The following is a 26,156-nucleotide window of genomic DNA, read 5'->3' on the forward strand; positions in this document are numbered from 1 at the left end:
GCAGCGGACGATTTCTGCATCCCAAGCTTTGATCGAACGCAATTGGCGCAGCCGCGCGAAGGTGCATCCTGTCCGGCGAAGGAGACGGACGGTGGACTATGACGTCATCATCGTGGGCGGTGGGCCGGCGGGGCTGGCCTTTGCGCGGTCGCTGAACGACCAGGGGCTCGAGACGCTGCTGGTCGAGCGCCAGCCTTATGCGGCGCTCGCCGACCCGGCCTATGACGGGCGCGAGATCGCGCTGACCCATGGCTCGCGCGCGATCCTCGAGCGGCTGGGCGCGTGGGAGCGCCTGCCCGAGATCGCGCCGCTCCAGGCTGCGCGGGTGCGCAACGGGCGATCGGCCTTTGCGCTCGACTTCGAGCCCGGGCCGGCGGGGGAAGCGCTGGGCTGGCTGGTGCCCAATCATCACATCCGGCGCGCCCTGTTCGAGACCGTGGCCGGGCAGCCGGGCCTGCGGCTCGCCTGCGGGACCAGCCTGGCCTCCGCGCGGACTGGGCGGCGCTTTGCCGAGGTGGCGCTGTCGACCGGGGAGACGGTGCGTGGACGGCTGCTGGTCGCGGCGGACTCGCGGATGTCGCCGCTGCGGGACCAGCTCGGCATCGCGGCGGAAGTGAACCGGCTCGGCCGCTCGATGCTGGTCTGCCGGGTCGCTCATTCGAAATGGCACGAGCAGGTGGCGACCGAATGGTTCGGCCATGGCCAGACGATCGCGCTGCTGCCGCTAAACAACGGCATGTCCTCGGTGGTGCTCACTCTGCCCGAGCGCGAGATAGAGCAGCTCGCCGCCTTGCCCGACGCGGCACTGGGCGCGGAGCTGACCCGGCGATCGGCGAACCTGCTCGGGACGATGGAAGTGGCGGGGGAAGTGGCGGGATCGCGGCACGTCTATCCGCTGGTCACCACCTGGGCGAAGCATTTCGGGGCACGGCGGGCCGCGCTGATCGGCGACGCGGCGGTGGGGATGCACCCGGTGACCGCGCATGGTTTCAACCTGGGGCTGAGCGGGCAGGCGCTGCTCGCCGCGGTGGTAGGCGAGGCGGCGCGCCGCGGGCGCGATCCGGGCGGCGAGCGGGGTATCCGCGCCTATGAGGAAGCGCACCGCGCCGCCGCACGGCCGCTCTGGCTCGGCACCAATCTGCTGGTGAGGCTCTACACCGACGAACGCCCGCTCGCCCGGGCGGTGCGCCATGCGGGACTACGGCTGGGTGCACGGTTGCCGCTGTTCCGCTCGGGCGTTCGGGGGATGTTGATGGCGCGGTAGGGCGGGGCATCCAATACGCGTCATCCCCGCGAAGGCGAGGATCCAGGGCCAGGTGCGACGGCCGTTCGGCTCGCCTTGCCGTTTCCGGCGAGCATGTGCCCGATTGGGTCGCTCGTCCCAAGCTACCCTGGATCCCCGCCTTCGCGGGGATGACGGGAAATGGGAACGACGATGAAGTTGGCGCGGTGACATGGAGAAAGCGATTTCTCCAAACCCGCCTCTTGCCAAAACCCTTTCAAGATATATCTTGTGCGCATCAAGATTCGCACAGGAGATATTATGCGACATCATCATTGCGGCCAGCGTGGCATGCATTTCGGCCGCCGCGGCGGCTTTGGCGGGGCGGATTTCGCCATGGCGTTCGGTTTTGGCGGGCGCGGTGGCTTCGGCCATGGCGAGCGCGGCGGCCGTCGCCGCATGTTCGACGGCACCGAGCTCCGCCTCATCCTGCTCAAGCTGATCGAGGAGCAGCCGCGCCACGGCTATGACCTGATCCGCGAGATCGAGGAGCGTTCGGGTGGCGCCTATGCCCCCAGCCCGGGCGTGGTCTATCCGACGCTCAGCATGCTCGACGAGATGGGGCTGATCGAGGAAACCCGGAGCGAAGGCGCCAAGAAGCAGTTCGCGATCACCGCGGACGGCACGGCGCATCTCGCCGAGCGGACCGAGGAAGTGGAGGCGCTGTTCGAGCGGCTCAAGCAGCTTGCCGGGGCGCGCGAGCGCGCCGATGGCGGGCCGATCCGCCGGGCGATGGGCAATCTGCGCACCGTCCTCCAGGAGCGGCTTGCGGCGGAGGGCATCAGTGCCGACATGCTGCACGACGTCGCCGAGATCCTCGACGAGGCGGCGCGGAAGATCGAGCGGCTCTAAGCGCGGTGCCGCGCATTGAACTACTGCGGCGGCGGCTCGGGATCGTGCCGTCGCCGAGGGAGAAGATATCCATGACCCTCACGACCTTTTCGGCCGAGACGCTGGCGCCGACCGACCATGCCAGCCGCTACCTCCAGCAGCTGTGCAAGCATTGGGAGCACAATCTCCAGGTCGAGTTCACTCCGGAGAACGGCACGGTGATCTTCCCGAAGGATGCGCGCGGCGCCGATCATCCTGGCGATGCGGTGGTCACTTTCAACGTCGCCGAGACCGGGCTCGACATCCGCATCGACGCCAGCTCGACCGAGCAGCTCGAAGGGCTGAAGGGCGCGGTGGAGCGACATCTCGACCGCTTTGCCTTCCGCGAGGAAGGTCTGAAGTACGACTGGAAGTAGGTTCTCTCTCTCCCCGCCTGCGGGGAGAGGGAGTTAGCGATCCATCAGCCCCAGATACGCGTCGAGCACCTTCTGGTTGACGTCGTCCCAGATCAGCGCGCGGGCCCGGGCATGGCCTTCGGCGCCGGCGCGGCGACGGAGTTCGGGATCGGCGGCAAAGCGGGCGATCGCATCGGCATAGGCCACAACGTCGCGCGGGGGGACGAGAAAACCGTTCTCGCCATCCTCGACCAGGTCGATCGCCCCGGTCGCGCGGGCGGCGACCACGGGCACGCCGCTGGCCATCGCCTCCGACGTGACGTTGCCGAAGGTCTCGGTGAGCGACGGGTTGAAGAACACGTCCATCGAGGCGACCGCGCGGCCGAGATCGTCGCCGCCCTGGAAGCCGGTGAACACCGCTTCGGGCACGCGCTCGGCGAACCATTGGCGGGCCGGGCCTTCGCCGATCACCAGCACCCGGTGCGGCACGCCGCGCTCGCGGAGCGCTCCGATCACCTCGGCGAACACGTCGAGCCCCTTTTCCAGCACCAGCCGACCGAGAAAGCCGACCGCGACTTCCTCGTCGCCGATGCCGAGCGAGCGCCGCCATTCCAGGCTGCGTGCGCCCGGGTTGAACCGCGCGTGATTCACGCCGCGTGCCCAGGTGGTGATCGGCGTGGTGACGCCCCAGCTGCGGATCAGGTCGGCGGTCGACTTGCCCGGGGTCACGACGTGATCGGCGCGATTGTAGAAGCGGGTGAGCAGGCGGATCAGCGGCTTCTCCAGGAAGCCGAGATGGTAATAGGCCGGATAGGTCTCGAAGCGCGTGTGGAGCGAGGCGAGCGTCGCGATCTGGTTGCGCTGCGCCCATTTGAGCGCGCCGTGGCAGAGGAACTCCGGCGCCGAGAGGTGCACGATATTGGGCGCGAAGGCCTCCAGGTCCGCTTGGGTGCTGCGCGGCAGGCCGGTTGCGAAGCGATATTCCTCGCGTCCGCCGGGAACCGGCCAGGACGGGACGCTGATCAGATCGCCGGTGGGCGTGAAGGCGGGCGTACCGGTGGTCGGCGAATAGACGCGGACGGCCACCCCCCGCGAGAGGAGGTAGCCGACGAGCAGGTTGAGCGCCTGGTTCGCGCCGTCGCGGACATAATTATAGTTGCCGCTGAACAGCGCGACGCGGAGGTCGGTGGGCTTCATGGCGGGCGCATACATTCCGCGCGCGCGAGGAGCAACCTGCGGTGAGGATTTGAAGGCTTGTTCTCGTCCTGTTCTCGGGCTAGGTCTCGCGCCATGGCGAAACCGAAGAAGCGTTATGTCTGCCAGGCCTGTGGCTCGGTCACCGCGCAATGGGCGGGGCAATGCGGCGATTGCGGCGAGTGGAACCAGCTGGTCGAGGATGCCAATGCCAATGTGACGCCGTTCACGGCCCGGCATAACCTCCAGTCGGGCGGTCGGGCGATCATGCTCACCGGGCTCAACACCGACATCGCGCTGCCCGATCGCATGGCGACCGGCATCGCCGAGCTCGACCGTGCGCTCGGCGGCGGGTTCGTCGAAGGGTCTGCGACGCTGATCGGTGGCGACCCGGGCATCGGCAAGTCGACCCTGCTGCTGCAGGCTGCCGCCAAGGTGGCGCTGCGCGGGCTCTCAGTCGCCTATGTCTCGGGCGAGGAGGCGGCGGACCAGGTGCGGTTGCGCGCGCGACGGCTGGGCCTGGGCAAGGCACCGGTGCAGCTCGCCGCGGCCACCTCGGTGCGCGACATCCTCACCACGGTGGGCGAGGGCGCGCCGCCGGCGCTGCTGATCATCGATTCGATCCAGACCATGCATTCGGACCTGATCGAGGGTGCGCCGGGCACGGTGAGCCAGGTGCGGGCGAGCGCGGGCGAGCTGATCCGCTTCGCCAAGGAGCGCGGCACCGCGGTGGTGCTGGTCGGCCACGTCACCAAGGACGGCAGCATCGCCGGCCCGCGCGTGCTCGAGCACATGGTCGATACGGTGCTGGCGTTCGAGGGCGAGCGCAGCCACCAGTATCGCATCCTGCGCGCGGTGAAGAATCGCTTCGGCGGCACCGACGAGATCGGCGTATTCGCGATGCAGACCGAGGGGCTGGAGGAAGTCTCGAATCCCTCCTCCCTGTTCCTCACCTCCCGCGACGAGAACGTCACCGGCACGGTGGTCTTCCCCGCGCTGGAGGGGACGCGGCCGGTGCTGGTCGAGGTGCAGGCGCTCACCGTGCGGCTGGCGAGCGGGGCGACGCCGCGGCGCGCGGTGGTGGGCTGGGATTCGGCCCGGCTGTCGATGATCCTCGCGGTGCTGGAAGCGCGCTGCGGGCTGAGCTTCTCGACCTGCGAAGTCTATCTCAACATCGCCGGCGGCTACCGGGTGCAGGACCCGGCGGCGGACATGGCGGTGGCGGCGGCGCTGGTTTCGGCCCTGTCCGAGCGGCCGATACCGGTGGATGCGGTGGTGTTCGGTGAGATCGCGCTCTCGGGCGAAGTGCGCCCCGTAGCGCATGGCGCGCTGCGCTGCCGCGAGGCCGCCAAGCTGGGCTTCGGCCGCGCGCTGGCCCCGATGGCGCAGGTCAACGACAAGGGCGGGCTGCAACTCGCCGGGTTCAAGTCGCTCGTCCAGTTCGTCGATCACCTGCTGGGGCGGTGAGGCGCGGCTTCGGCTGGCCGCTATAGGGTTGTAATCGCTTACGGCGTGATGGAATATCGTCTCCAGGAGAGACTGCCGGAGCCCGTGATGCTGCGAGAACTGGCCGCCGACTGGGCGCGCCCCGGAATGCTGGTGCCGACCTTGTGTGCCGTTGTGCTCATGGCGGCGATCCTCGTGGCTGGCCGCGAGCCTGCACTTACGCCGCCATCGTCGCTCGCCTTTGCCGGGCTCCCGGTCAGCGGCACCGCGGAGGATGCACGCCGCGCCGGCTTCACCAAATGCGTCAAGATCGATGCGTTCCGCGCGCGCTGCCGCCGTGACCCGGTCCTCGTGATGGGGCAAGGCCCGTACGAAGCCGCCGTCGACCTGATCGGCAGCAGGGGGCAGGGGGGCTTCGACCATCTCACTCTGTGGAAGAATGGCGGGCAGGAGGAGATCTACCGGCTGGTCGAGGCCCTGCAGCGCCGGGGCTGGGTGCATTGCGAGACCGGCAACGAGCGCTGGGGGGACCAGGACATCTACACTCGCCCGGGCGCGTCGGTGCGCGCGTGGATGGACCTCAGCTATTATGGCAAGCGCCGGGTGCGGATCATGCCGCTGTGGAAAGACAGGGAGCGCATCTGCAAGCCCTATCATTGAGAGGGCTATCCTTTCCGCTACTTACGCCGCAGAGTGCGGGCCATGAAGCGTTCCACTGCCATTTCCATCGCCTCGGGCGTCGCAGTCGCCGCGATCGGCGGCATCTTCCTCTATTCGCGCGCCACGCGACCGCCGGTGATCAACAAGAAGGTGCCGGAGCCGGCCAAGCCGGTCGAGCTGAGCCGCTACCTCGGCAAATGGTACGAGCTCGCCCGCCACGAGAACCGCTTCGAGAAGGGCCTGGACGCGGTGACCGCCGAATATGCGCTGCTCGAGGACGGCAAGATCAGCGTGACCAACAGCGGCACGCACAACTGGCCGGACGGCGACCGCAGCGTCTCGGAAGGCAAGGCGATCGTCGCCGACGAAGCGACCAACGCCAAGCTCAAGGTCTCGTTCTTCGGGCCGCTCTACACCGGCGATTACTGGGTGCTCGACCATGGCGACGACTATGCATGGTCGATCGTCGGCGAGCCGAGCGGACGGTACCTCTGGGTGCTGTCGCGCGAGGCTGTGCCTTCCTCGGCCACAGCGCAGGCGATCATGAAGCGGGTCGAGGAACTCGGCTATGACCGCTGGGCGTTGCGCATCACCCGGCAGGGGTGAGCCATTCTCCCTCCCCCGCAAGCGGGAGAGGGAGAATGGCTTCCGCTCTCGATCGGCTTGAGGCATAGCCCGTCGCGGGAGGGACGTGTTCCAATGACTTTGACCGGGCTCGACATCATCGTGCTGCTCGCCATCGGCGGGTCGGCCGTGCTGGGCTTCATCCGCGGGTTCGTCACCGAGGTGCTGGCGCTGGTCGCCTGGCTCCTGATCGTGCTGGCGCTCAAGCTGTTCCACACCCCGCTCGCCGCGGGACTGGCAGGGATGGTCGGCACCGAGCAGGGCGGTGCGGTACTCGCCTTCGTCATCCTGGTCGGCGTCACCTATTTCGGCGGGCGGCTGCTCGCCCGCGCGATCGGATCGCGCACCCGCGAGAGCTTCCTCGGCCCGATCGACCGCGCGCTGGGCCTGGGCTTCGGTGCGCTGAAGGGCCTGATCCTGGTCAGCATCGGCTTCCTGCTGATCGTGCTGTTGTTCGACACGGTGAGCGGCGGCCCGGCCAACCGGCCGCAATGGATCACCAAGTCGACCACCTATCCGCTGCTCAACGCGACCAGCGCGAGCATCGCCGATTTCGTCGATCGCCGCCGCAAGGGCGAGCCGGTGTTCGGCGACAAAAGCGACAATGGCAGCGTCGCCAATCGCGTAGAGGCAAATTCTACCCGATAGGGGGTCGCGCATCGCGGCCCGGTCCCCTAAGTCGGGAGCGGAATGAACGCGCCCCTCTACAACACCGAAATCCTGCGCCTGGCGGCCTCCGTGCCGTTCGATGCGCGGCTGGAGGAGGCGATGGCCTCTTCCGAGAAGCGATCCCCGGTCTGCGGGAGCCGCGTCACCGTTGACGTGACCCTGGACGATGCCGGCCGGATCGCGGCGATCGGCATGGTGGTGCGTGCCTGCGCGCTGGGCCAGGCATCCGCGGCGCTGATGGAGGCGCATGCGCCGGGCCGCACGCTCGCGGAGCTGGAAGCGGCGCGTGACGGCCTGACCGCGTGGCTCGCCGGCGAGCGGGCGACGCCGCCCGACTGGCCCGGCCTGGACCTGTTCACCCCCGCGCTCGAGCATCGCGGCCGCCATGCCGCGATCCGGCTCGCCTTCGAAGCGGTGGCCGACGCGGCGCGAAAGGCGCAGGGCTGATGGAGCATTCGGAAGCCTCGCTACTCGGCGAATATGTACCGCTGCTCGGCTTTGCGCTGCTGTTCGTGCTGCTGTTCCGGCGCCTGGGGCTCGGTGCAACGCTCGGCTATCTCGTCGCGGGCGCGGTCGTCGGGCCGCAAGTGCTCGGGCTGGTCGGCGATGCCGAGAGCAAGATGGGCATTGCCGAGCTCGGCATCGCGCTGCTGCTCTTCCTCGTTGGCCTGGAGCTGAGCCCCGGGCGGCTGTGGCGGATGCGGCGCGACATCTTCGGGCTCGGCCTGCTCCAGGTGACGATCTGCGGACTGATGGTCGCCGCCATGGTGTGGTTCGCGACCGGCAGCTCGATGGGCGCGGCGCTGGCCCTGGGTCTGCCGCTTGCCTTGTCCTCCACCGCCCAGGTGCTGCCGCTGCTGCAATCGGCGGGGCGGCTGCGTACCCCTTTCGGTGAGCGCGCCTTCGCAATCCTGCTGTTCCAGGACCTGTCGATCGTCCCGCTGATCACCATCGTCGCCGCGCTCTCCCGCAACCCGCACGACCAGGGCGGACCGCCGGGGTGGCTGCTCGGCGTCTATACGGTGGCGGCGATCATCGGCCTGATCCTGGCCGGCCGCTACCTGCTGCGCCCGCTGTTCCGGCTGATCGGCAATCTCGGCGAGCGCGAGATGTTCATCTTTGCCGGACTGTTCACCGTGATCGCGGCTGCTGCGATCATGGAGATGCTGGGACTTTCGGCGGCGCTGGGCGCCTTCATCGCCGGCGTGATGCTGGCGGACTCGCCCTATCGGCACGAGCTGGAGGCCGATGTCGAGCCGTTCCGCTCGATCCTGCTCGGCCTGTTCTTCCTTGCGGTGGGCATGACGCTCAACCTGCACGCGATCGCCGAGCGGCCCTTCTTCGTGATCGGCATGGCGCTGGCGCTGATCGCCGCCAAGGCCGCGATCATCATGGGACTGGGCATGTTGTTCGGCATGCCGCGACGCCAGGCCTTTGCGCTGGGCGTGCTGCTCAGCCAGGGCGGCGAGTTCGGCTTCGTGCTGTTCGCCCAGGCCCAATCGGCGATGCTGGTGGAGGGGCAGGCGGCGAGCATCTTCGGCGCGATCGTCACGCTCTCCATGGCCACCACGCCGTTCCTGATGATGGCGACCAAGAAGCTGCGCACCGAGCCGGCGCCGAGCGCGGCGGGTCTTGACCTGCCGCGGCACGAGGGCTCGAACGCGGTGGTCATCGGCTATGGCCGGTTCGGCCAGACCGTGGCGCAGATGCTGCTGTCGCAGGACATTCCGGTGACCATCATCGATACCGATGTCGAGATGATCCAGACCGCCAACGACTTCGGCATGAAGGTCTATTATGGCGACGGCCTGCGCATCGACATGCTGCGCCAGGCGGGTGCTGCAGAGGCCGAGCTGGTGCTGTTCTGCAACGACGGCGACAAGATCGACACCGAATTCCTCGAGGCGGTGCACTATGCCTTCCCCAAGGCGACGGTATTCGTCCGTGCCTATGACCGGCGCAGCGTGATCAAGATGAAGGGTGCGCCGGTCGGTGGCGTGGTGCGCGAGCTGCTCGAGAGCGCGGTGATGATGGCGCGCCAGGCGATGCAGGCGGTCGGCGTCGACCAGCGCGAGATCGACAAGACCGAGGCCGAGTATCGCAAGCGTGACAACGCCCGGCTCGACGTGCAGCGCGAGACTGGCGATTTGCGTGCCGGCATCGACGGGATGATCACCCATGCCAGCAGGGCGGCGGCGATCGAAGTGGATCTGGAGAGTTCGGGATGATGCGTCTGGTGACGGTGCTGGCGGCGCTTTCGGGGGCGATCGCCGTGGCGGCGGGGGCCTTCGCGGCGCATGGCGCGAGCGGGCAGGCGGCCGAATGGCTCAAGACCGGCGGGCAGTACCAGCTGATTCATGCGGTCGCGGCGCTGGTCGCGGTGCGGATGGGCGAGCGGATCTCGCCCTGGCTGTTCGTGGCGGGCGGCGCGCTGTTTGCCGGCACGCTCTATGCGATGGCCTTTGGCGGGCCGCGCTGGTTCGGGGCGATCACGCCGATCGGCGGCGTGGCGCTGATCGCGGGGTGGCTGTGCATGGCGCTGACGGCGTGGAGGCGGGCCGCCTGAACATCGCGGCGTTCATCCGGGAGCGGCTGCCGCTGCTGCCGGTACCCGGGATTCCCGAGATAGCGCTGCACAAGGCGGTGCCTGCCAGCAGGCTCGGCCGGCTGGCGGCGGAGGACGCGGCGTTCGGCTCGCCCTACTGGGCCTATTACTGGCTGGGCGGGCTGGCACTGGCGCGCTTCGTGCTGGACCGGCCGGAGACGGTGCGCCGGCGTCGGGTGCTCGACTTGGGCTGCGGATCGGGATTGGTGGCGATCGCCGCGATGCGGGCCGGGGCGGCGAGCGTGGTGGCGGCGGATGTCGATCCCTATGCCGTTAGGGCGACCGAGCTGAACGCCGCGGCCAATGGCGTAGCGGTCGAGCTGGTGCATGGCGACCTGACCGAGGGGCCGGTGCCCGAGGTGGAGCTGATCCTGGCGGGCGATGTGTTCTACGATCCCGAGCCGGCGGCACGGGTCACGCCGTTTCTCACGCGCTGCCGGGCGGCGGGCGTGGCAGTGCTGGTCGGCGATCCCCGCCGGGCGCCGCTGCCGGTGGAGAGGCTGCGGGGGCTGGCGGAGTACCGGTTTGCCGAGACGGATAGCGGCGTGCTGCGGGTCAGCGAGGTGTTCGCGTTTGACTAGATTTTATCGTCATCCCCGCGAAGGCGGGGATCCAGAGTCACGATGGACGTCGTTTAGTTACCCTGGATCCCGCCTTCGCGGGGATGACGTTTAAGGGTCAGTCGTTCGCCCCCACGATCTTCGCCACGCCGGCTGCAGCGTTCGGGTGGTACCCTGCCTTGGCGCCTTCGTAGAACCGGACCGCGATCGGCTTGCCCCAGTCGCCCTGGGCCATCAGGTCCCTGTAGATCGGGTAGATCAGCAGGCCGCGGCCGACCCGTTTCACGAACGCCTCGATGCTCGGCAGCGCGGGCTCGTAGCGGTTGGCGATCGCCAGCTCCGCCCAGGCCGAGCGGACATAGGCGTTGTTCGACGCGGACAGGCCGAGCGTCTCGTCCAGCTCCTTGAGGCGGGCCGGAGTCTGCTGGCGGGGCAGGCCGTTGAGGAAGCGCAGCCATTGCTGGGTCGCCCAGCCGGTCGGCTGCACCGCGCTGGCAGGGCCGCCGGCGTTGAATGCGGCGAGCTTGGCATCGACTGCGGCGAGCGTCGCCGAAGTGACGTGTACCGCATTGTCGGGCAGGCCGGCTTGATAGGCCCAGCGATCGAGCTCGAGCTTCGCCTCGAGCGCCTTGTCACCCTTGATCAGGTTGGTGCGCAGGTCCGCCAGGAAGCCGGCGGTGGTCTGCGGCTGGAAGGCATGGCGATCGAAATAGGAGCGCAGATAGGCGTCCCACTTCGCCCGGCCGACTGCCGCCTCGATCGTGCGTAGGAAGGTCGAGCCCTTGAAATAGTCGAGCTGGCCAAAGGTCGCGCCCGGCTCGCCGTGCAGGCGGGTGGTCGGGGCGTCATTGCCGCCGGCATCCTTGATGTCGCGGACCAGCCCGTCCCAGTCGAGATCGGCGTACATGGCGGCGCGTTCCTTACCGTAGACCGCCTCCATGATCCGGTTCTCGAAATAGGTGGTGAAGCCTTCGTTTAGCCAGCTGTCCGACCAGGTCGCGTTGGTGACGAGGTTGCCCGACCAGCTGTGCGCCAGCTCGTGCGCGACCACGTCCGTATTCGAACGATCGCCGGTGATGATCGTCGGGGTCAGAAAGGTGAGGGTGGGGTTCTCCATGCCGCCGTACGGGAAGCTCGGCGGCAGGACGAGCATGTCGTAGCGGCCCCAGCGATAGGGGCCGTAGAGCGCCTCGGCCGCGTCGATCATCTTCTCGACATCGGCGACCTCGTGCGCGGCGGCATCGAGCTGGCTCGGCTCGGCCCAGACGCCCGAGCGGGGGCCGGTCGCCTTGAAGGCGAGGTCGCCCACCGCAAACGCGATCAGATAGGGCGGCACCGGCCGGTCCATCTTGAAGCGGAACTTGCGCTTCTGGTGCGGGACCAGTTCGCCCTTGTCGCCGTCGAGTCGATCGCCGCTCATCACCGCGACGAAGCCGTCGGGCACGGTGAGCGTCGCCGACCAGGTCTGGCGGATGCCGGGGCTGTCCTGGGTGGGGATCCAGCTGCGGTTGTTGATCGGCTGGCCCTGGCTGAACAGATAGGGCTTCTGCTTGCCGGCGGTCAGCTCGGGCGGGAGCCAGCCGAGCGCACTGGCGCCGGGTTTGGTCTTGTAGCGGACCAGGATCTGCTTGTTGCCCTCGAACTGCACGGTCAGGGCCGAGCCGAGGCCGATCTCGGTTTCGCGCGGGCCGATCTTGTAGGGGAGCGGCTTGCCCTTGGGGCAGGTGACCGAGACGATGTCGAGATAGTCGACGTCGAGCACGATCTCGGTCGCGCCCTTCGCCGCCAGCACGTCGAGCGTGGCGACGCCGGACAGGGTCTTGGTCGCGAAATCCACGTCGAGGTTGAGGTCGACATGGGTGACGCGCGCCGCCTCGGGCTCGGCATGGGTCCACACGTCCCTGGCTTCGGGCGTGGTGAGGATCGGGGCGGGCTTGCCGGTCTGGGCGGCGGCGGGTGCGGCGATCACGATCGCGGCGGCGAGGGCGGGAAGGATACGCATGGCGGAGTGCTAAGCGGATCGGCGATGAACGGCAACTGAGTGTGGACGACGCCGGCCCAGGCATAGACGAAGCCGGTCGGCGCCCGTCGGGTCACGCGTCGAGCACGTCCCGGACTTTTGCCGCCAGGTCGGTATAGGTGAAGGGCTTGGCCAGCAGTTGCACGCCGGGATCGAGACGGCCGTGATGGACGATCGCGTTGCGGGCATAACCGGTGGTGAACAGCACCTTCATGTCGGGCCGCCTGGCCTGGGCCTCGGCGGCGAGCACCGCGCCGGTCATGCCGCGGGGCAGGACGACATCGGTGAACAGCAGGTCGATCCTGCCCGGCTCGGCATCGAGCGCGGCGAGGGTGGCGGGGCCGTCGCCCGCCTCGATCACCCGGTAGCCGAGCTCGCGCAGCACCTCGACCGTGTAGGCACGGACATTCTCGTCGTCCTCGCACACCAGGACCGTCTCGTGGACGCTGCCCTGCGGCACCAGTTCGACCGGCGCCTGGGGTGCCGCCGTCCCGGTCGTACCGCGGAAGCGGGGCAGGTAGATCTTCACGCTCGTGCCGTGATCGGGCTCCGAATAGATGCGGACATGCCCGCCCGACTGCTTGATGAAGCCATAGACCATCGACAGGCCGAGCCCGGTACCGCGGCCGACTTCCTTGGTTGTGAAGAAGGGTTCGAAAACGTGAGCGAGCGTTTCCGCATCCATGCCAATTCCGGTGTCGGAAACGCTTATCAGCACATATTGGCCGGGCGTCACCTCGACGTCGCGGGCCGTGTAATGGCTGTCGAGATGGGTGTTCGCGGTCTCGATCGTCAGCTTGCCGCCCCCCGGCATCGCGTCCCGCGCGTTGATCGCGAGATTGAGCAGGGCGTTCTCGAGCTGGTTGGCATCGACCTCGACCGGCCAGACCCGCCCGGCCTGGACGATCTCCACCTCGATCGTCTCGCCCAGGCTGCGGTGGAGCAGATCGGACATGCCGACGATCAGCCGGTCGGGATCGACCCGCTCGGGCACCAGCGGCTGGCGGCGCGAAAAGGCGAGCAGGCGCTGGGTGAGCACCGCCGCGCGCTGCGCCCCGTTCATCGCCGCACCCGCCGCCCGCGCCAGCCGGGGCTGGTCCCCGGGCAGGTTGCGCTGGAGGATGTCGAGATTGCCGGTGACGATCTGGAGCAGGTTGTTGAAGTCGTGCGCCACGCCGCCGGTGAGCTGGCCGACGGTCTCCATCTTGTGCGACTGGCGCAGCGCTTCCTCCGCGGTCTCCAGCGCCTCCGCCGCCTCGCGCTCGGTGGTAATGTCGCGGGCGACGCAGTAGAGCAGGTCGCCCTCGGGCACCGTCGTCCAGCTGAACCAGCGATAACTGCCGTCCCGGGCGCGCAGGCGGTTCTCGAAGCGCCAGGTCGGCTCGCCCTGCTGGAGCCGTTCGAGCTCGGCGCGGGTACGGTCGCGATCGTCGGGATGCTCGATCCATTCGGAGGTGCGGCCGACGAGCTCGCCCTCGCTCCAGCCGAGTATCTCGGTCCAGGCCGGGCTGGCGTTGCGCCAGATGCCCTGGGTGTCGGCGATCAGGAAGGGATCGCGGGCCAGCGTCCATAGCCGGGTGCGGTCGGCCAGTGCCTCACGCTCGGAAAGGACGCGCGCGGTGGTCTCGCTGACGATGCACAGCACGCCGCCGACCGATCCGTCGTCGTCGAACACCGGCGAATAGCTGATGTCGAAATAGACCGTCTCGCCGCGCCCCTGGTCGCGCTCGATATAGAAGGGCCGGTCCTTGGCCCAGAAGGGCTCGCCGGTGTCGCGAACGCCCTGGAGCAAAGGCCCCAGATCGCCCCACAGCTCCCCCCACCAGGTCTTCGCCGACTGGCCCAGCGCACGCGGATGCTTGTCGCCGATCGTAGGCGCATAGGCCTCGTTGTAGAGCGCGCAGAATTCCGGGCCCCAGAACATCACGATCTCGGCATGCGAGGGCAGCATCAGGCGCACTGCCGCGGTGAGCGCGTTCGACCAGGAGCAGACCGAGCCGAGGGGAGAGTCGTCGCTGATCGCGGACGTCAGCCGGCCCAGTTCGCCAAAGGCGTCGAACGTGGTGGCTGGTGCGATCGCGGTGGCCATGCGGTTCCCGAAGAGATTCTATCGTTGCGCAGGCGAAATCGAGCCCGTTGCATGCACCAACGCGGGGCGCGTCATTCTGCTCCCGGAAAACCGTGGAAAAGCGCGGGTCAGTGGCCGAAAGCGGCGAGCGCGGTCCGGTAGCTGCGGCCGAGGGGCACGATCGCGCCGCAGCGGAGCTGGACGGCGGGGCGGCCACCCGCCTCGCGGTAGATCTGCGAGACATGGCGCTGGTTCACCACCACCTGGCGGTGCACCCGGACGAAGCCGAGCCCGGCGAAGCGATCGGCCAGTTCCGAGAGCGGCGCGCGGACCAGGTGGACGCGGCCATGGGCGAGGATCTCGCTGTAGTTCCCCGCCGAGCGGATCTGCGCGACGTCGCAGGCGCGCACGCGGAGGAACGGCGCCTCGGGCAGGTCGAGCCATTGCTCGCCTTCGGACCGGGCAATGGCCTGCGGCATCAGGATCGGCAGAGGTTCGGCGTAATCGTCTTCGTACGGAACGCGCCGGCGATCGGCGAGGTGGCGGCCCCAGGCCATCAGCGTCAGCAGCGCAGTGGAGCCGAGGATCGCCGAGCGCGGCAGGAAGCTGATCAGCGACGGCGGCAGGGCAGGGCCATGCGGTCCGCAAAGCTCATAGGGCAGGATGGCGAAGGCGAAGCGCGAGCTGGCCAGCTCGGCGAGCGTCACCGGCACGAAGGCGAGCGCACCGAGCAGCAGCGGCGACTGGCGGGGCGCCTGGAGCATCTCCTGCACCGGCTTGCGGCTGGCCCAGGCAATGGTGAGCATCGCGCCCCATACGAGCAGGCGCGCGAGCCGCGCCTCGTCCGGATGCTGGGTGGCGAAGCTGTCGGCACCGGACTGCATCCCGCCCATGCCGAAGCCGAGCAGGAAGGTGAACAGCGCTAGCGCCGCCGCTGCGCTCAGCGGGACCCGAATGTCCCAAATCGACTCGTTGGCCGCCCTCTCCATGCACGCAGGATAACCCGCGAACGCGCGCGCGCGAACTGCCGTTCGTCACATCCATGCGCCGTTCGTCCCAGCCCGCTCCACGCGCCGCCCTGCCAGGCGGCAAATCCGCGCCGACAGGGGTGTCAGGGAAGAGGGTTCCAGTCATGCGTCATTCGGTATTCTGTCTATCGCTTCTCGCGGCGCCCGCCGTTCATGCGCAGACCGCCAGGCCACCCCAGCCGCCGGCCAATGGCGATGTGGTCCGCGCCGCCGACGATGCTTTTGGCCGACGCGTGGGGATCGAGGAGGTCGGGCTCTATTCGGAAGGCGAGGTGCGCGGCTTCGATCTGCAGGCAGCGGGCAACTACCGGATCGAGGACCATTATTATGTCCGCGTCGCGGGGATGCTCCAGCCGCTCAATGGCGGCACCGCGATCCGGGTCGGCGCCAATGGCCTGCGCACCGATTTCGCCGCACCCTCGGGCGTGGTGCAGTACACGCTGCCGGCCGGTGGTGCGGGCGCGCGGGCGTCGCTCGAGGCCGGCTGGTGGGGCGGATCGGGCCCGGTGGCAATGCTGCGCGGGGCTGCTGGGACCGACAAGGTCTCGCTCGCCGGCGGCCTGCAGCTCGGCATCGGCCAGCGCTATACCGACGGGACGGGCGGCGATTTCATTGCTGTCGGCCTGGTCCCGCGCTGGTCGCCGGCGCCGGGCGTGCAGATCACCGGGCTATGGAGCCACAACTGGTTCCCGCGCGAAGGCGATACCTTCTTCGCCAATCCCGCCGGCGCCCCGCGCGAGATCGAACGCTGGACCAACCGGACCCAGCGCTGGATGCGCGGCTACAATGAATCCGACCTGGTCGGCGCCTTTGCCGATGTCGATGCGGGGGATGGCTGGAAATTCGGGGCTTCGCTGTTCCGCAACGCGCTTCCCTATTCGCGCAGCGTGTTCAACCTGCTCCGCTTCACCGGCAATGGCCGCGAGGCCCAGCAGAGCGGCCAGATCTATGGCGCGGATACGCGGGCGTCGGTCTCGGGCGAGGTGACTGCCGCGAAGCAGTTCACCACGGGCAATTTCACCCACCGGATCATCGCGATGGCGCGTCGGCGCGATTCGATGGTGCGGAGCGACCCGGGAATTCCCTATGCGCTGGGCACCTATGCGGATGTGAACGACATCCCGGAGATCGCCGCGCCGGCGATCGCGCGCGGCACGGCGCGGATGCGCGACGATGTCGGGCAATGGACCGGCGGGCTCGGCTATCGCCTGTCGATCGGATCGCTGGCCGAGCTGCGGCTCGATGCGCAGCGGGTCGACTATGCCAAGCGCATCCGCGGGGTGGATGGGCGGGTGACCGAGCAGACGACGCGGCCCTGGCTCTATGGCGGGGCGCTGTCGGTGGCGGTCAGCGACCGGCTCACCGGTTTCGCCAGCTATGCGCGGGGGCTGGAGGAAGCCGGCGTCGCGCCCGCCAATGCGACCAATCGCGGCGCGGTGCTGCCCGCCGCCATCTCGCGCCAGGCCGAGCTGGGGGTGAAGTACCGGTTCGAGGGCGGGCCGACGCTGATCGCCGGATTGTTCGACCTCTCCAAGCCGACACCGGGGCTGGATGCGAGCGGCGCGTTCGACTTTGTCGGCACGGTGCGCCATCGCGGTGCCGAGCTGTCGCTGGCGGGCCCGATCACCCCCAGGCTGAGCGCGGTGCTGGGGGCGACCTATCTGGATGCGAAGATCGAGGGCGAGCTGGTGGACCGGGGCGTGATCGGCACGCGCCCGATCGGCCGGCCGGAAGTGACGGCGCTGGCCAATCTCACCTGGCGGGTGCCCGGCGTGGAAGGGCTGACGGTGGACGGCGGGGTGAATGTGCGCGGCGAGCGCTATGCCGATCGCGAGAACCGGGTGTCGCTGCCGGGCTATGCGATGTTCAACCTCGGCCTGCGCCAGGCCTTCGAGCTGGACGGCCATCCGGTGACGCTGCGCGCGCGGGTGACCAACCTGACGGACAAGTTCGCCTGGAACCCGACGAACTCTGGGCTGATCACGCCGATCCTGCCGCGGACGCTTACGCTTACGCTGACGGGGGAGATCTAGGTAAGCTTTTCCCCGGCGAAGGCCGGGGTCCAGACTAAGCAGTGCGCGTCGCAGACGCGCCAAGGCGCGTAACTTTCAAGTCTGGGCCCCGGCCTTCGCCGGGGAAAGAAGAAGGGAAGCTTACCTCGGCTGCGTGTCCAGGAACTCGGCCACCTCGGCGAGGTCGACAGTCTTGTCGAGATAGGTCTGCCCGATCCCGCGGGCGAGCAGGAAGGGCAGGGTCCCGGCGCTCATCTTCTTGTCGTGGAGCATGTGCTCCACGAGCCGCGCACCGGAGGCGGTGATCCCCGCCGCCTTCAGCCCGTTTGGCAGGCCGACAGCAGCCAGGTGCGCGGCAACCCTTTCGGCGTCCTGGCCGGGGCAGATGCCCCTGGCCGCCGAGAAGCCGAACGCCAGCGCCATGCCCGCCGCGACGCCCTCGCCGTGGAGCAGCTTGTCGGAAAAGCCCGCCTCGGCCTCCAGCGCATGGCCGAAGGTGTGGCCGAGGTTGAGCAACGCGCGCGTGCCGGTGGTCTCGCGCTCGTCCGCCGCGACGATCCGCGCCTTGGCGCCGACCGAATGGGCGATGGCATGTTCGCGCGCGGCCGGATCCCCGGCCATCAGCGCGGCGGCATTGGCCTCGCACCATTCGAAGAAGGCGAAATCGTCGATCAGCCCGTATTTCACGACTTCGGCATAGCCGGCGCGGAGATCGCGGGCGGGCAAGGTGTCGAGCACCCGCGGATCGATCAGCACGACGCTCGGCTGGTGGAAGGCGCCGACCAGGTTCTTGCCGGCGCGGGTGTTGATCGCGGTCTTGCCGCCGACCGAGCTGTCGACCTGGGCGAGCAGGGTGGTGGGCACCTGGACGAAGCTGCAGCCGCGCTTGAGGATCGAAGTGGCGAAGCCGACCAGGTCGCCGATCACGCCGCCGCCCAGCGCAATGATATGGTCGCTGCGCTCGACGCCCAGCTCGAGCAGCCGGTCGAGCAGCGCCTCGAGCTGGCCCCAGCTCTTGGTGCCCTCGCCGGGCTTGAGCACGATCGCGTCGCTCGGCCCCAGGCTCGCCTGCAGCGTGGCGAGGTGCGGCAGGACGTTCTCATCGGTGACGATCACCCAGCGGCGGCCCTTGTCGAAGGGGGCGAGCGCTTCGCCTGCGCGGGCGAGGATCCCGGCTTCGATGCGGACGTCATAGCTGCGGTCGCCAAGCGCGACGGGGACATTTGTCACGGATTCAGGGCCTTCAGGATCGCGTCGACGGTGGTGTCGTGCGGCGCTGCTATGCTGGGCACCCGGATCGGTGCAAGCGCGTAATAGGGATTGCGCAGCGCGGCGAGCTCGGTGAGCACCACCTCGGGATCGCGTCCGCGCAGCAGCGGGCGGGTATCGCGGCGGCGGACCCGGTCGGCGAGCACCGCCGGCTCGGCATCGAGCCACACCGCGATGGCATGCTCCAGGATCAGCGTGCGGGTATGCTCGTTCATGAAGGCGCCGCCGCCGGTGGCGATGATCTTGGGCGCGCCATCGACCAGCCGGGCGATCACCCGCCGCTCCCCATCCCGGAAATGCGCCTCGCCGAAACGCTCGAAGATATCGGCCACGGTCATCCCCGCAGCCGCCTCGATCTCATGATCCGCGTCAACGAAGGGCAGGCGCATGCGCTGCGCCAGGCGCCGGCCGACCGTGGTCTTGCCTGCGCCCATGAGGCCGATCAGCACGATCGCCTTGCCCGTCCATGCGGTATTCGTTGCCTGAGTTTGTAACATGTTCGCAGGGGCTATACAGCGAGGGCGGTCGTCGGGCAAAAGGCCTGCGAATTCACAATTTCCGGACCAGTTTTCATGTCCCGCTTGATCGTTGCGTTGATCGTCATTCTCGTCGTCCTGGTCGGCGGCCTGTTCTTCCTCGCTGGCCGCGAGACGAAGAAGGAGCCGGTGCGCATGGAGAAGGTGGTCCCGCTTGAAAATCTCGCGAAGTAAGGGCCGCAACCTCGCCCTTGGGGCGCTGTTGCTCGCTGGCGCGGCCGTGCCCGCGCTGGGGCAGCAGGACAAGCCCGAATCGCTGTTGCCGCCGGGCTTCGACCAGCCCGAGCAGACGCCGGCTCCCGCGCCGCGCCCCGTGCCCGTTCCGGCTGCGACCGCGCCTGCCGCGAGCCCGGCGCCCGGTGCCGCGCCGATCACCAGCGTGCCGGTGCTGAGCGGCGACGGTGCGCTCTCGAACACCGCCGCGGCCGAAGAGACCCTGCCCAGCGGGCCGGTCGATCTCTCGCGCTACGAGCTGCCCGATTTCGCCAAGCACTCGCTGAACCGCACCGGCGTGCTCGCCGCGGGCAATGCGCCGTTCCCCGCCAAGGCGTTCGGCGCCACCGACGGTCGCACGCTCGGCGTGCTGATGCAGCGGCTGAGCGCCCCGGTCGCCTCGCGCTGGGTGTCGATCGCGCTGCGCCGCGCGCTGATGTCGCCGCTGGACACGCCGAAGCACATCAACGGCGCCGATTTCGCCGCCGAGCGCGCCTGGCTGCTGCTGCGCATGGGCGAGGCCAATGCCGCCCGCGCGGTGATCAACGACGTGGACGTGGACAATTATACCACGCGGCTGCTCCAGGTGGCGATGCAGTCCTCACTCGCCTCGGCCGATCCGGGCGGGCTGTGCGGGATCGCCGAGCGCGGCAACCAATATGTCCACCAGCGCGGCTGGGCGCTCGCCCGGGCGATGTGCGCGGGCCTGGCCGGCAAGCCGAACGAGGCGGGCCAGCTGCTCGACCAGGCGCGCGGGGGCACCCCCGCCAGCGACATCGACAACCTCCTCGCCGAGAAGGTGCTCGGCACCGGCGCGCAGGGCCGCCGCGCGGTCACGCTCGAATGGAGCGGGATCACCCGGCTGAATGCCTGGCGCTGGGGGCTTGCCACCGCGACCGGGCAGGAAGTGCCGGCGTCGCTCTACAACAGTGCGGGCCCGCAGGTCCGCTACTGGCAGGCGCTGGCGCCGCAGCTGACGCCGCGCCAGCGCGCCGCCGCCGCCGAGCTGGCCGCCACGGCAGGGGTGTTCTCCAGCGCCGGGCTGGTCGATCTCTATAGCGAGATCGCCGAGAGCGAGGACGCGAACAGCACCGAGGGCGGCGTCGCCCGCGACCTGCGCACGGCCTATGTCGACGTCCAGGTCGCCGATCGGCTCAAGGCGATCCAGACCTTGTGGAACGAGGCGACGACGCCGCGCACCCAGTACGCCCGGCTGATCCTCACCGCGCGCGCCGCTTCCTGGATCCCGGCCGATGCCAAGATCGAGGAGCCCGAGAAGCTGATCGCCTCGATGCTCTCCGCCGGCTACGAGACCAAGGCGATGGAGTGGCGCAACGTGGTGCCGCGCGGCAGCATCGGCTGGGCGCTGCTCGCGCTCGGCGATCCTGGTGCTCAGGGACCTGTCGCCTATGGCGATTTCGACGCATTCAAGGATGCCGCCGGCCAGCGCCGCGCGCAGCTCGCCTTTGCCGGGCTCGCCGGGCTCGGCCGCTTCGAATCGAGCGATGCGCAGCGCGGCGCCCAGGCGCTGAACGTGGCGGTCGGCGCGCAGAACGACTGGACCCGCGCGATCGACGCGGCCGGCCGGCGCGGCGATTCGGGCATGGTCGCGCTGCTCGCCGCGGTGGGCATGCAGTCGCGCGTCTGGGACAATGTGACCCCCGAGGCGTTGTTCCACATCGTCGCGGCGATGCGCGCGGCGGGGATGACCAGCTATGCGCGGATGATCGCCGTGGAGGCGGTCACGCGAACCGCTTGACCAGGCTTGGCAGTAGTGCCGCGCAAGGCGCGGCGGGCGAAGACCGCGCGCTGATCGAGCGTTTCCTCGAGATGATGCGGGCGGAGGCGGGCGCTGCCGCCAACACGATCGCCGCCTACCATACCGACCTGCGCCTCGCCTCCGAGTTCCTCGGCGGCGGGCTGGGCGGGGCGGGGCGGCCGGAGCTGGAGAAGCTCGGCGGCGAATGGCAGGCGCTCTCCCGCGCCACCGTCGCGCGCAAGTCCGCGGCGCTGCGGCGCTTCTACGCCTTCCTCGCCGACGAGAAGCTGCGCGCCGACGACCCCAGCGCCGCCTTGCCGCGCCCCGGAACCGCCCGCGGGCTGCCCAAGGTGCTGAGTGTCGAGGACGTCGACAAGATGTTCGCCGCGATCGCCGATCGCCTCGCCCGCGTGCCGCCCGATCCCAACGACCTGCGGCTCCAGGCGCTGATCGAGCTGCTCTACGGATCGGGCCTGCGCGCCACCGAGCTGGTCTCGCTGCCGAGGAACGCCGTGGCGCCCGACCGGCCCTATCTGATCCTCAAGGGCAAGGGCGGGCGCGAGCGGCTGGTGCCGATCTCGGACCGCGCCCGCGCCGCGGTTTCCGCCTGGCGCGCGCATGTCGATTCGGGCCGGCCCTTCCTCTTCCCCTCGGGCAAGGGGCACCTCTCGCGCGTGCGGCTCTACCAGCTGGTCCGCGCGCTGGCGGGGGAGGCGGGCATCCCGCCCGACCGGGTCAGCCCGCACGTGTTGCGCCACGCCTTCGCCACCCATCTGCTCGAGGGCGGTGCCGACCTGCGCGCGCTCCAGGCGATGCTCGGCCATGCCGATATCGCCACCACCGAGATCTACACCCATGTGGACAGCCGCCGGCTGGTCGAGCTGGTCAACCAGCGGCATCCGCTGGGCGAGGCGCTCTCCAAGCCCTAGCCAAAGCCTCACAACGGGATCGCCGGAACCCACCCGCTCGTTGACGTAGCCCCACGGCAAGGTTAGCCCCCGCAGCGATGACCACTTTCCTCGACTTCGAGAAGCCGATCGCCGAGCTTCAGACCCGCATCGACGAGTTGCGCCAGACCGCCCAGGGCGGCGCCGTCGACATCGACGCGGAGATCGCCCCGCTCCAGGCCAAGGCGGAAAAGCTCCTCAAGGACACCTATGCCAAGCTCACGCCCTGGCAGAAGACCCAGGTGGCCCGCCATCCCGAGCGCCCGCACTTCAAGCATTATGTCGCCGGGCTGATCGAAGAGTTCATGCCGCTGGGCGGCGACCGCGCGTTCGCCGACGACAATGCCATCCAGGGCGGCCTCGGCCGCTTCCGCGGGCGCCGCGTCATGGTGATCGGCCATGAGAAGGGCGACGACACCGCCAGCCGCCTCAAGCACAATTTCGGCATGGGCAAGCCCGAGGGCTATCGCAAGGCGATCCGCCTGATGGCGCTCGCCAACAAGTTCAACCTGCCGGTGATCACCCTGGTCGACACCTCGGGCGCATTCCCCGGCGTGCAGGCCGAGGAGCGCGGCCAGGCCGAGGCGATCGCGCGCTCGACCGAGGCCTGCCTCAACCTGGGCGTGCCGCTGGTCGCCTCGATCCTCGGCGAGGGCGGCTCGGGCGGCGCGGTGGCGCTCGCGGCGGGCAACACCGTGCTGATGATGGAGCATGCGGTCTATTCGGTGATCTCGCCCGAAGGCTGCGCCTCGATCCTGTGGCGCACCGCCGACAAGGCGGCCGATGCGGCGGAGGCGATGAAGGTCACCGCGCAGCATCTCAAGGAACTGAAGGTGATCGACCGGATCGTCAGCGAGCCGCTGGGCGGCGCGCACCGCGATGCCGGCGCTGCGGTCCACGCGCTGGGCGACGCGATCGAGGAATCGCTGGCCAAGCTCGACGGCATGTCGCCCGAGAGCCTGCGCCAGGCCCGCCGCGCCAAGTTCCTGGCGATGGGCCGGATCTAGGCCTTTTTGGGAAATGCGCGGAAGGGCGCATTTCCGGCGGTACCAGCCCGCTCCCCTACCCGGCCACCCATAGAATACTGCCGTTGGGTGGCCGGGTGGGGGAGCGGGCTGGCGCCGTAAAACAAAACGTGCCGGTTCAGCGAACCGGCGCGCTGTGTTCCGAGGCGGCGATGCCCGCGCCTAGCATGCCCAGGCCCTGGACGACTGCCAGCACCGCGCAGATCGCGAGGAACACGACCAGCGCCAGCTCCATCGGCCGTACGGCCTTGTGGGGGATAATCTGCTTCATCCTCTCCTTATAGAAGGGCCGGCCTGTACGCCGGGTGAAGCATGCCGTTCGGCGGGGTTCAGGAAAACTACTGGGTCTTCATGCTCGACGAGACGTTGGTGAACGTCTTCCTGAGCGCATTGCCGAGTCCCTGCATCGCGGCGATGGCGGTTACCGCGATCAGCGCGCCGATCGGGCCCTATTCGATCGCGGTGGCGGCGCGCGATTCGCGCAGCAGAGTCAGGAAGCTGTTAAGCATAAGTCTCGGTCCGGACATGAAAAAGGGCGGCGGGACCGTAAGTCCCGCCGCCCGATTTCGTTCCGTTTGTCGGACTAGGCTTAGCCAGCCTTCATGTTCGACGAAACGTTGGTGAAGGTCGACTTCAGCGAGTTGCCGAGGCCCTGCATCGCAGCGATGGCGGCAACGGCGATCAGAGCGGCGATCAGGCCGTACTCGATCGCGGTGGCGCCCTTGGAATTCTTCAGGAAGTTGCGGATCTTCATCATAACCGGTCTCCAGTGTTCAACAATTGCTTCATTCACCCGGCCTCCCCGGAGACTCCGGTTCGGCACGTTGAAATTACCGGCGGGAAGTAAAGAAACGCCTAAGGGCAAGTGTTACGCAGCCGTAACCATGATCAGGATCCGGTGGCCGTCTGCACCTTGTTGGAGACATTGCCCCACATGCCCGTGGTCTGGTTCGCCACGCTGCCCAGGCTGGCCATCATCGCAAGGACGATGAGCGCCAGGATGAAGCCATATTCCACCGCGGTCGCCGCGCGGCGGTCGTGCATCACATCGCGGATTGTGCGTACAAGGGCTCGCATCGGGGGCATTTCTTCTCCAGAATCGCCCGGAATCTAGCCAAAGAGGCTTAACGAAAAGCTGATGGATGCTTCTGGGATGTTGCTCGTCGTCGCGGCCGCACTGATCGACGGGGAGGGGCGGGTGCTCCTCCAGCAGCGCCCGCCGGGCAAGCCGATGGCGGGGCTGTGGGAGTTCCCGGGCGGCAAGATCGAGCCCGGCGAGAGCCCCGAGGCGGCACTCGCGCGCGAGCTGCACGAGGAACTGGGAATAACCCTTAGCGTGGAAGACCTGAGGCCGATCGCCTTCGCCAGCGAACCCCTGGCCGGCCGCCATTTGTTGCTGCTGCTCTACACGATTCGGCGCTGGGAAGGGGAGCCGGAGGCCCATCACGCGACCGAGCTGCGCTGGGTGGCCCCGGCAGCGATGCGCGACCTGCCGATGCCGCCGGCGGATGTGCCGCTGGTGGAGGCGTTGGTGGGGATGAGGTGAGGCGAATTGTGCTGGCTTGAAGCTAGTCCAGGTCCTCGTCTTCGAGACCGAAATCTTCGGGCATGTTCTCAACGGCTTCGCGGAAAATCCCATCATATTCTGGGGCAATCCTGCGGAAAGCGTCGCTCAACATTTTGCGCGATTCTGGGTCCAGGGCCTGCATATCCGCGCCCATGATCTCCTGAATCCTTACAATTTCATCCGAGTCGATGATCTCTCCAGAATAGTCTAGGGCGAGACTAAGGTTAGCAAGAACGCGTGCGATCTGATCGATCATCATGGCTTTACGATCCTCACCTTAATATTAGATATTCCAAGTTCGTCTAGAAGTCTAATTGCTCGTAGCATTTTGGATTTTGTGGGAACTTCCCAAATCCCAATAAGATTGTTATCTTTTAATGCCTGGGATTGTCTAATGGCCTGATCTTTTAGATTCTTTCTTGTAACTATCGACCATTTTCGATCAATCATAACATGACCGTAAATGCTATCGAAAGCTGTTCCGTCGAATTTGACCGGCCGCTTTGTGCTATCGGGCATTGTCCGTTCAATTGCCGGCGCTTGCCCCTTCTTTTTAAGAGCGCTGGATCGTGCTCCCGTCGCAGAGTCGTTATAAGCTCTTGCTTGTACTTTCGTTGGGCCGCTGAAGGTTGGTGTTTCGTCCACCCAGGTGACCTTGGGTGGTCCTTTTGGAACGATAATAGCTTCGATTTCGCCCGCACGCGCCACGGTCGAGATCTTCGCGGTAATCGCTCCCGGGATCGCTGCTAAGGTAACGTTGCCGGCAACCGCTCCGGTAGCATGGCCCCAGTCCTTGGCCGAAGCATGGGCCACGGAGGCTTTGGCACGTTCAAGCTGGATGTAGCCGGGCGTGTCCTCGGCTTTGATCGCCGCGTCGACTAAGCCAGCCGCGGCGGTTTCAAGGTTCCTGATCGTGATGGCTGGATTAGTTGTCGCCAGCGAGTATAGGCCCTCTGCCGCCCCTTTTGTGACATCATAAACACCTTCTCCGAATCCAGTGGTGAAGTCCTTCACGTTACTGAGGGCATTTTTGGGCGAGGCAGAGGCTGGAAGATTTTTTCTAAATTCTTGATATTTTTCTTCTATGGCCTCGGGGTAACCTTGCCAGTGTCCATGCTTCTTAAGCAGGTTCTCTTTCCAGGCATCCAGTTCCGCAATGGTAGTCATCTGCGGTAGTCTGGAATCTATTTTGAATATTTTCTTCTTCGGAGCCGGTTTGTCCTGACCCTTGGATCGGGGGCCTCCCGGCCCGAATGTAAAGCGCCCGTTCCGAGGATCGTGCCACGGATTGAACTTTACCTCGACGCTTCGTGCGACTTCGGCGCGTGGCCATCGCCCCGTCCGTAGCCAGACCGAAAACGCCGTCCGTCGATCCTTCGTTGGAGTGTTCATTGCGTCGCCCTTCGTCAATGCGACGAGAACATTTCAAGAACATTTTCCAACAAT

At 67.9% G+C, this 26,156-nt stretch carries 28 protein-coding genes and 1 pseudogene; 17 read left to right on the forward strand and 12 right to left on the reverse strand.

What is annotated here, in order from left to right; all coding sequences use genetic code 11:
* The first annotated feature begins 91 nt into the window (after window positions 1-91).
* The 3 genes from ubiM to GGR46_RS02840 all read left to right on the forward strand — a co-directional run bounded on the left by ubiM (window position 92) and on the right by GGR46_RS02840 (window position 2,529).
* Window positions 92-1,264 carry a 5-demethoxyubiquinol-8 5-hydroxylase UbiM gene (gene ubiM / locus GGR46_RS02830; RefSeq protein WP_183994372.1) on the forward strand — a complete coding sequence of 391 codons (1,173 nt, stop codon included), beginning with the start codon at window positions 92-94 and terminating at the stop codon, window positions 1,262-1,264.
* Window positions 1,265-1,543: 279 nt separating this feature from the next.
* Complete coding sequence (locus GGR46_RS02835; RefSeq protein ID WP_425506511.1) at window positions 1,544-2,134, forward strand: PadR family transcriptional regulator; 591 nt, start codon at window positions 1,544-1,546, stop codon at window positions 2,132-2,134.
* 71 nt (window positions 2,135-2,205) lie between these two features.
* The gene (locus tag GGR46_RS02840; RefSeq protein ID WP_183994374.1) at window positions 2,206-2,529 is read left to right on the forward strand and encodes a DUF2218 domain-containing protein; all 324 of its coding nucleotides are present in this window, start codon (window positions 2,206-2,208) and stop codon (window positions 2,527-2,529) included.
* Between the two features lie 33 nt (window positions 2,530-2,562).
* Here the strand turns inward: GGR46_RS02840 and GGR46_RS02845 are convergent, their stop codons facing one another.
* The gene (locus tag GGR46_RS02845) at window positions 2,563-3,705 is read right to left on the reverse strand and encodes a glycosyltransferase family 4 protein (RefSeq protein WP_183994376.1); all 1,143 of its coding nucleotides are present in this window, start codon (window positions 3,703-3,705) and stop codon (window positions 2,563-2,565) included.
* A 93-nt stretch (window positions 3,706-3,798) separates the two neighbouring features.
* Between GGR46_RS02845 and radA the strand changes: the two genes are divergently transcribed.
* The 8 genes from radA (at window position 3,799) to GGR46_RS02885 (ending at window position 10,287) form a co-directional block, all read left to right on the forward strand.
* The gene (gene radA, locus GGR46_RS02850; RefSeq protein WP_183994378.1) at window positions 3,799-5,169 is read left to right on the forward strand and encodes a DNA repair protein RadA; all 1,371 of its coding nucleotides are present in this window, start codon (window positions 3,799-3,801) and stop codon (window positions 5,167-5,169) included.
* Window positions 5,170-5,256: 87 nt separating this feature from the next.
* Window positions 5,257-5,808, forward strand: coding sequence for a hypothetical protein (locus GGR46_RS02855; RefSeq protein ID WP_246425877.1), 552 nt, complete (start codon window positions 5,257-5,259; stop codon window positions 5,806-5,808).
* Window positions 5,809-5,850: 42 nt separating this feature from the next.
* Entirely contained in the window at window positions 5,851-6,414 is a 564-nt protein-coding gene (locus tag GGR46_RS02860) for a lipocalin family protein (RefSeq protein WP_183994380.1), read from the forward strand.
* A gap of 93 nt (window positions 6,415-6,507) precedes the next feature.
* Window positions 6,508-7,080, forward strand: coding sequence for a CvpA family protein (locus GGR46_RS02865; RefSeq protein ID WP_183994382.1), 573 nt, complete (start codon window positions 6,508-6,510; stop codon window positions 7,078-7,080).
* A gap of 42 nt (window positions 7,081-7,122) precedes the next feature.
* Complete coding sequence (locus GGR46_RS02870) at window positions 7,123-7,548, forward strand: iron-sulfur cluster assembly scaffold protein (RefSeq protein ID WP_183994384.1); 426 nt, start codon at window positions 7,123-7,125, stop codon at window positions 7,546-7,548.
* Entirely contained in the window at window positions 7,548-9,329 is a 1,782-nt protein-coding gene (locus GGR46_RS02875; RefSeq protein WP_183994386.1) for a monovalent cation:proton antiporter-2 (CPA2) family protein, read from the forward strand. The genes GGR46_RS02870 and GGR46_RS02875 overlap by 1 nt, the downstream gene beginning before the upstream one ends.
* Entirely contained in the window at window positions 9,329-9,667 is a 339-nt protein-coding gene (locus GGR46_RS02880) for a DUF423 domain-containing protein (RefSeq protein ID WP_183996678.1), read from the forward strand. Before GGR46_RS02875 ends, GGR46_RS02880 begins: the two co-directional genes overlap by 1 nt.
* Window positions 9,631-10,287 carry a class I SAM-dependent methyltransferase gene (locus GGR46_RS02885; RefSeq protein WP_343057966.1) on the forward strand — a complete coding sequence of 219 codons (657 nt, stop codon included), beginning with the start codon at window positions 9,631-9,633 and terminating at the stop codon, window positions 10,285-10,287. The genes GGR46_RS02880 and GGR46_RS02885 overlap by 37 nt, the downstream gene beginning before the upstream one ends.
* Before the next feature lie 97 nt (window positions 10,288-10,384).
* Here GGR46_RS02885 and GGR46_RS02890 read toward each other — a convergent pair whose 3' ends face one another.
* From GGR46_RS02890 to GGR46_RS02900, 3 genes are all read right to left on the reverse strand, one after another.
* Window positions 10,385-12,268 (reverse strand): M1 family metallopeptidase, encoded by a 1,884-nt coding sequence (locus tag GGR46_RS02890; protein WP_183994388.1) that lies wholly within the window; start codon window positions 12,266-12,268, stop codon window positions 10,385-10,387.
* A 91-nt stretch (window positions 12,269-12,359) separates the two neighbouring features.
* Entirely contained in the window at window positions 12,360-14,375 is a 2,016-nt protein-coding gene (locus tag GGR46_RS02895) for an ATP-binding protein (protein WP_183994390.1), read from the reverse strand.
* 107 nt (window positions 14,376-14,482) lie between these two features.
* Window positions 14,483-15,343, reverse strand: a complete 861-nt coding sequence (locus tag GGR46_RS02900; protein ID WP_183994392.1) for a LytR/AlgR family response regulator transcription factor — start codon at window positions 15,341-15,343, stop codon at window positions 14,483-14,485.
* 143 nt (window positions 15,344-15,486) lie between these two features.
* Between GGR46_RS02900 and GGR46_RS02905 the strand changes: the two genes are divergently transcribed.
* Window positions 15,487-17,415 (forward strand): TonB-dependent siderophore receptor, encoded by a 1,929-nt coding sequence (locus GGR46_RS02905; RefSeq protein ID WP_183994394.1) that lies wholly within the window; start codon window positions 15,487-15,489, stop codon window positions 17,413-17,415.
* Window positions 17,416-17,535: 120 nt separating this feature from the next.
* Here the strand turns inward: GGR46_RS02905 and aroB are convergent, their stop codons facing one another.
* Both aroB and GGR46_RS02915 read right to left on the reverse strand, forming a co-directional pair.
* A complete protein-coding gene (aroB, locus tag GGR46_RS02910) occupies window positions 17,536-18,624 on the reverse strand; it encodes a 3-dehydroquinate synthase (protein WP_183994396.1) in 1,089 nt (362 codons plus the stop codon).
* Complete coding sequence (locus GGR46_RS02915; protein WP_183994398.1) at window positions 18,621-19,160, reverse strand: shikimate kinase; 540 nt, start codon at window positions 19,158-19,160, stop codon at window positions 18,621-18,623. The genes aroB and GGR46_RS02915 overlap by 4 nt, the downstream gene beginning before the upstream one ends.
* Before the next feature lie 75 nt (window positions 19,161-19,235).
* Here GGR46_RS02915 and GGR46_RS02920 point away from each other — a divergent pair, with 75 nt between their 5' ends.
* The 4 genes from GGR46_RS02920 (at window position 19,236) to GGR46_RS02935 (ending at window position 23,125) form a co-directional block, all read left to right on the forward strand.
* The gene (locus GGR46_RS02920; RefSeq protein ID WP_183994400.1) at window positions 19,236-19,373 is read left to right on the forward strand and encodes a hypothetical protein; all 138 of its coding nucleotides are present in this window, start codon (window positions 19,236-19,238) and stop codon (window positions 19,371-19,373) included.
* The gene (locus GGR46_RS02925; RefSeq protein ID WP_183994402.1) at window positions 19,354-21,171 is read left to right on the forward strand and encodes a hypothetical protein; all 1,818 of its coding nucleotides are present in this window, start codon (window positions 19,354-19,356) and stop codon (window positions 21,169-21,171) included. The genes GGR46_RS02920 and GGR46_RS02925 overlap by 20 nt, the downstream gene beginning before the upstream one ends.
* Window positions 21,168-22,100 (forward strand): tyrosine-type recombinase/integrase, encoded by a 933-nt coding sequence (locus GGR46_RS02930; protein WP_281396480.1) that lies wholly within the window; start codon window positions 21,168-21,170, stop codon window positions 22,098-22,100. The genes GGR46_RS02925 and GGR46_RS02930 overlap by 4 nt, the downstream gene beginning before the upstream one ends.
* Before the next feature lie 77 nt (window positions 22,101-22,177).
* On the forward strand, window positions 22,178-23,125 hold the full coding sequence (locus GGR46_RS02935; RefSeq protein WP_183994404.1) for an acetyl-CoA carboxylase carboxyltransferase subunit alpha: 948 nt from the start codon (window positions 22,178-22,180) through the stop codon (window positions 23,123-23,125).
* A gap of 136 nt (window positions 23,126-23,261) precedes the next feature.
* Here GGR46_RS02935 and GGR46_RS02940 read toward each other — a convergent pair whose 3' ends face one another.
* The 4 genes and pseudogenes from GGR46_RS02940 to GGR46_RS02950 form a co-directional block, all read right to left on the reverse strand.
* The gene (locus GGR46_RS02940; protein ID WP_183994406.1) at window positions 23,262-23,414 is read right to left on the reverse strand and encodes a hypothetical protein; all 153 of its coding nucleotides are present in this window, start codon (window positions 23,412-23,414) and stop codon (window positions 23,262-23,264) included.
* Between the two features lie 67 nt (window positions 23,415-23,481).
* A pseudogene (locus GGR46_RS25910) lies at window positions 23,482-23,652 on the reverse strand (Flp family type IVb pilin).
* Window positions 23,653-23,732: 80 nt separating this feature from the next.
* Window positions 23,733-23,900 (reverse strand): Flp family type IVb pilin, encoded by a 168-nt coding sequence (locus GGR46_RS02945; protein WP_183994408.1) that lies wholly within the window; start codon window positions 23,898-23,900, stop codon window positions 23,733-23,735.
* A gap of 131 nt (window positions 23,901-24,031) precedes the next feature.
* Entirely contained in the window at window positions 24,032-24,187 is a 156-nt protein-coding gene (locus GGR46_RS02950) for a Flp family type IVb pilin (protein WP_425506512.1), read from the reverse strand.
* Between the two features lie 94 nt (window positions 24,188-24,281).
* Here GGR46_RS02950 and GGR46_RS02955 point away from each other — a divergent pair, with 94 nt between their 5' ends.
* Window positions 24,282-24,689, forward strand: coding sequence for a (deoxy)nucleoside triphosphate pyrophosphohydrolase (locus tag GGR46_RS02955; protein WP_183994412.1), 408 nt, complete (start codon window positions 24,282-24,284; stop codon window positions 24,687-24,689).
* Between the two features lie 22 nt (window positions 24,690-24,711).
* Here the strand turns inward: GGR46_RS02955 and GGR46_RS02960 are convergent, their stop codons facing one another.
* On the reverse strand, window positions 24,712-24,969 hold the full coding sequence (locus GGR46_RS02960) for a hypothetical protein (RefSeq protein ID WP_183994414.1): 258 nt from the start codon (window positions 24,967-24,969) through the stop codon (window positions 24,712-24,714).
* Window positions 24,966-25,877 (reverse strand): hypothetical protein, encoded by a 912-nt coding sequence (locus tag GGR46_RS02965; RefSeq protein WP_183994416.1) that lies wholly within the window; start codon window positions 25,875-25,877, stop codon window positions 24,966-24,968. Before GGR46_RS02965 ends, GGR46_RS02960 begins: the two co-directional genes overlap by 4 nt.
* Window positions 25,878-26,156 lie beyond the last annotated feature (279 nt).

This window comes from Sphingomonas kyeonggiensis, assembly GCF_014196745.1.
Taxonomy (GTDB): domain Bacteria; phylum Pseudomonadota; class Alphaproteobacteria; order Sphingomonadales; family Sphingomonadaceae; genus Sphingomonas; species Sphingomonas kyeonggiensis.

Excerpts from the sequence above, each read along its gene's own strand:
- GGR46_RS02835 (WP_425506511.1), top strand. The coding sequence starts at position 1,544 with ATGCGACATCATCATTGCGGCCAGCGTGGCATGCATTTCGGCCGCCGC.
- GGR46_RS02840 (WP_183994374.1), top strand. The coding sequence starts at position 2,206 with ATGACCCTCACGACCTTTTCGGCCGAGACGCTGGCGCCGACCGACCAT.
- GGR46_RS02845 (WP_183994376.1), bottom strand. The coding sequence starts at position 3,705 with ATGAAGCCCACCGACCTCCGCGTCGCGCTGTTCAGCGGCAACTATAAT.
- radA (WP_183994378.1), top strand. The coding sequence starts at position 3,799 with ATGGCGAAACCGAAGAAGCGTTATGTCTGCCAGGCCTGTGGCTCGGTC.
- GGR46_RS02855 (WP_246425877.1), top strand. The coding sequence starts at position 5,257 with ATGCTGCGAGAACTGGCCGCCGACTGGGCGCGCCCCGGAATGCTGGTG.
- GGR46_RS02860 (WP_183994380.1), top strand. The coding sequence starts at position 5,851 with ATGAAGCGTTCCACTGCCATTTCCATCGCCTCGGGCGTCGCAGTCGCC.
- GGR46_RS02865 (WP_183994382.1), top strand. The coding sequence starts at position 6,508 with ATGACTTTGACCGGGCTCGACATCATCGTGCTGCTCGCCATCGGCGGG.
- GGR46_RS02870 (WP_183994384.1), top strand. The coding sequence starts at position 7,123 with ATGAACGCGCCCCTCTACAACACCGAAATCCTGCGCCTGGCGGCCTCC.
- GGR46_RS02875 (WP_183994386.1), top strand. The coding sequence starts at position 7,548 with ATGGAGCATTCGGAAGCCTCGCTACTCGGCGAATATGTACCGCTGCTC.
- GGR46_RS02880 (WP_183996678.1), top strand. The coding sequence starts at position 9,329 with ATGCGTCTGGTGACGGTGCTGGCGGCGCTTTCGGGGGCGATCGCCGTG.
- GGR46_RS02890 (WP_183994388.1), bottom strand. The coding sequence starts at position 12,268 with ATGCGTATCCTTCCCGCCCTCGCCGCCGCGATCGTGATCGCCGCACCC.
- GGR46_RS02895 (WP_183994390.1), bottom strand. The coding sequence starts at position 14,375 with ATGGCCACCGCGATCGCACCAGCCACCACGTTCGACGCCTTTGGCGAA.
- GGR46_RS02900 (WP_183994392.1), bottom strand. The coding sequence starts at position 15,343 with ATGGAGAGGGCGGCCAACGAGTCGATTTGGGACATTCGGGTCCCGCTG.
- GGR46_RS02905 (WP_183994394.1), top strand. The coding sequence starts at position 15,487 with ATGCGTCATTCGGTATTCTGTCTATCGCTTCTCGCGGCGCCCGCCGTT.
- GGR46_RS02915 (WP_183994398.1), bottom strand. The coding sequence starts at position 19,160 with ATGTTACAAACTCAGGCAACGAATACCGCATGGACGGGCAAGGCGATC.
- GGR46_RS02920 (WP_183994400.1), top strand. The coding sequence starts at position 19,236 with ATGTCCCGCTTGATCGTTGCGTTGATCGTCATTCTCGTCGTCCTGGTC.
- GGR46_RS02935 (WP_183994404.1), top strand. The coding sequence starts at position 22,178 with ATGACCACTTTCCTCGACTTCGAGAAGCCGATCGCCGAGCTTCAGACC.
- GGR46_RS02940 (WP_183994406.1), bottom strand. The coding sequence starts at position 23,414 with ATGAAGCAGATTATCCCCCACAAGGCCGTACGGCCGATGGAGCTGGCG.
- GGR46_RS02945 (WP_183994408.1), bottom strand. The coding sequence starts at position 23,900 with ATGATGAAGATCCGCAACTTCCTGAAGAATTCCAAGGGCGCCACCGCG.
- GGR46_RS02950 (WP_425506512.1), bottom strand. The coding sequence starts at position 24,187 with ATGCACGACCGCCGCGCGGCGACCGCGGTGGAATATGGCTTCATCCTG.
- GGR46_RS02955 (WP_183994412.1), top strand. The coding sequence starts at position 24,282 with ATGGATGCTTCTGGGATGTTGCTCGTCGTCGCGGCCGCACTGATCGAC.
- GGR46_RS02960 (WP_183994414.1), bottom strand. The coding sequence starts at position 24,969 with ATGATGATCGATCAGATCGCACGCGTTCTTGCTAACCTTAGTCTCGCC.
- GGR46_RS02965 (WP_183994416.1), bottom strand. The coding sequence starts at position 25,877 with ATGACTACCATTGCGGAACTGGATGCCTGGAAAGAGAACCTGCTTAAG.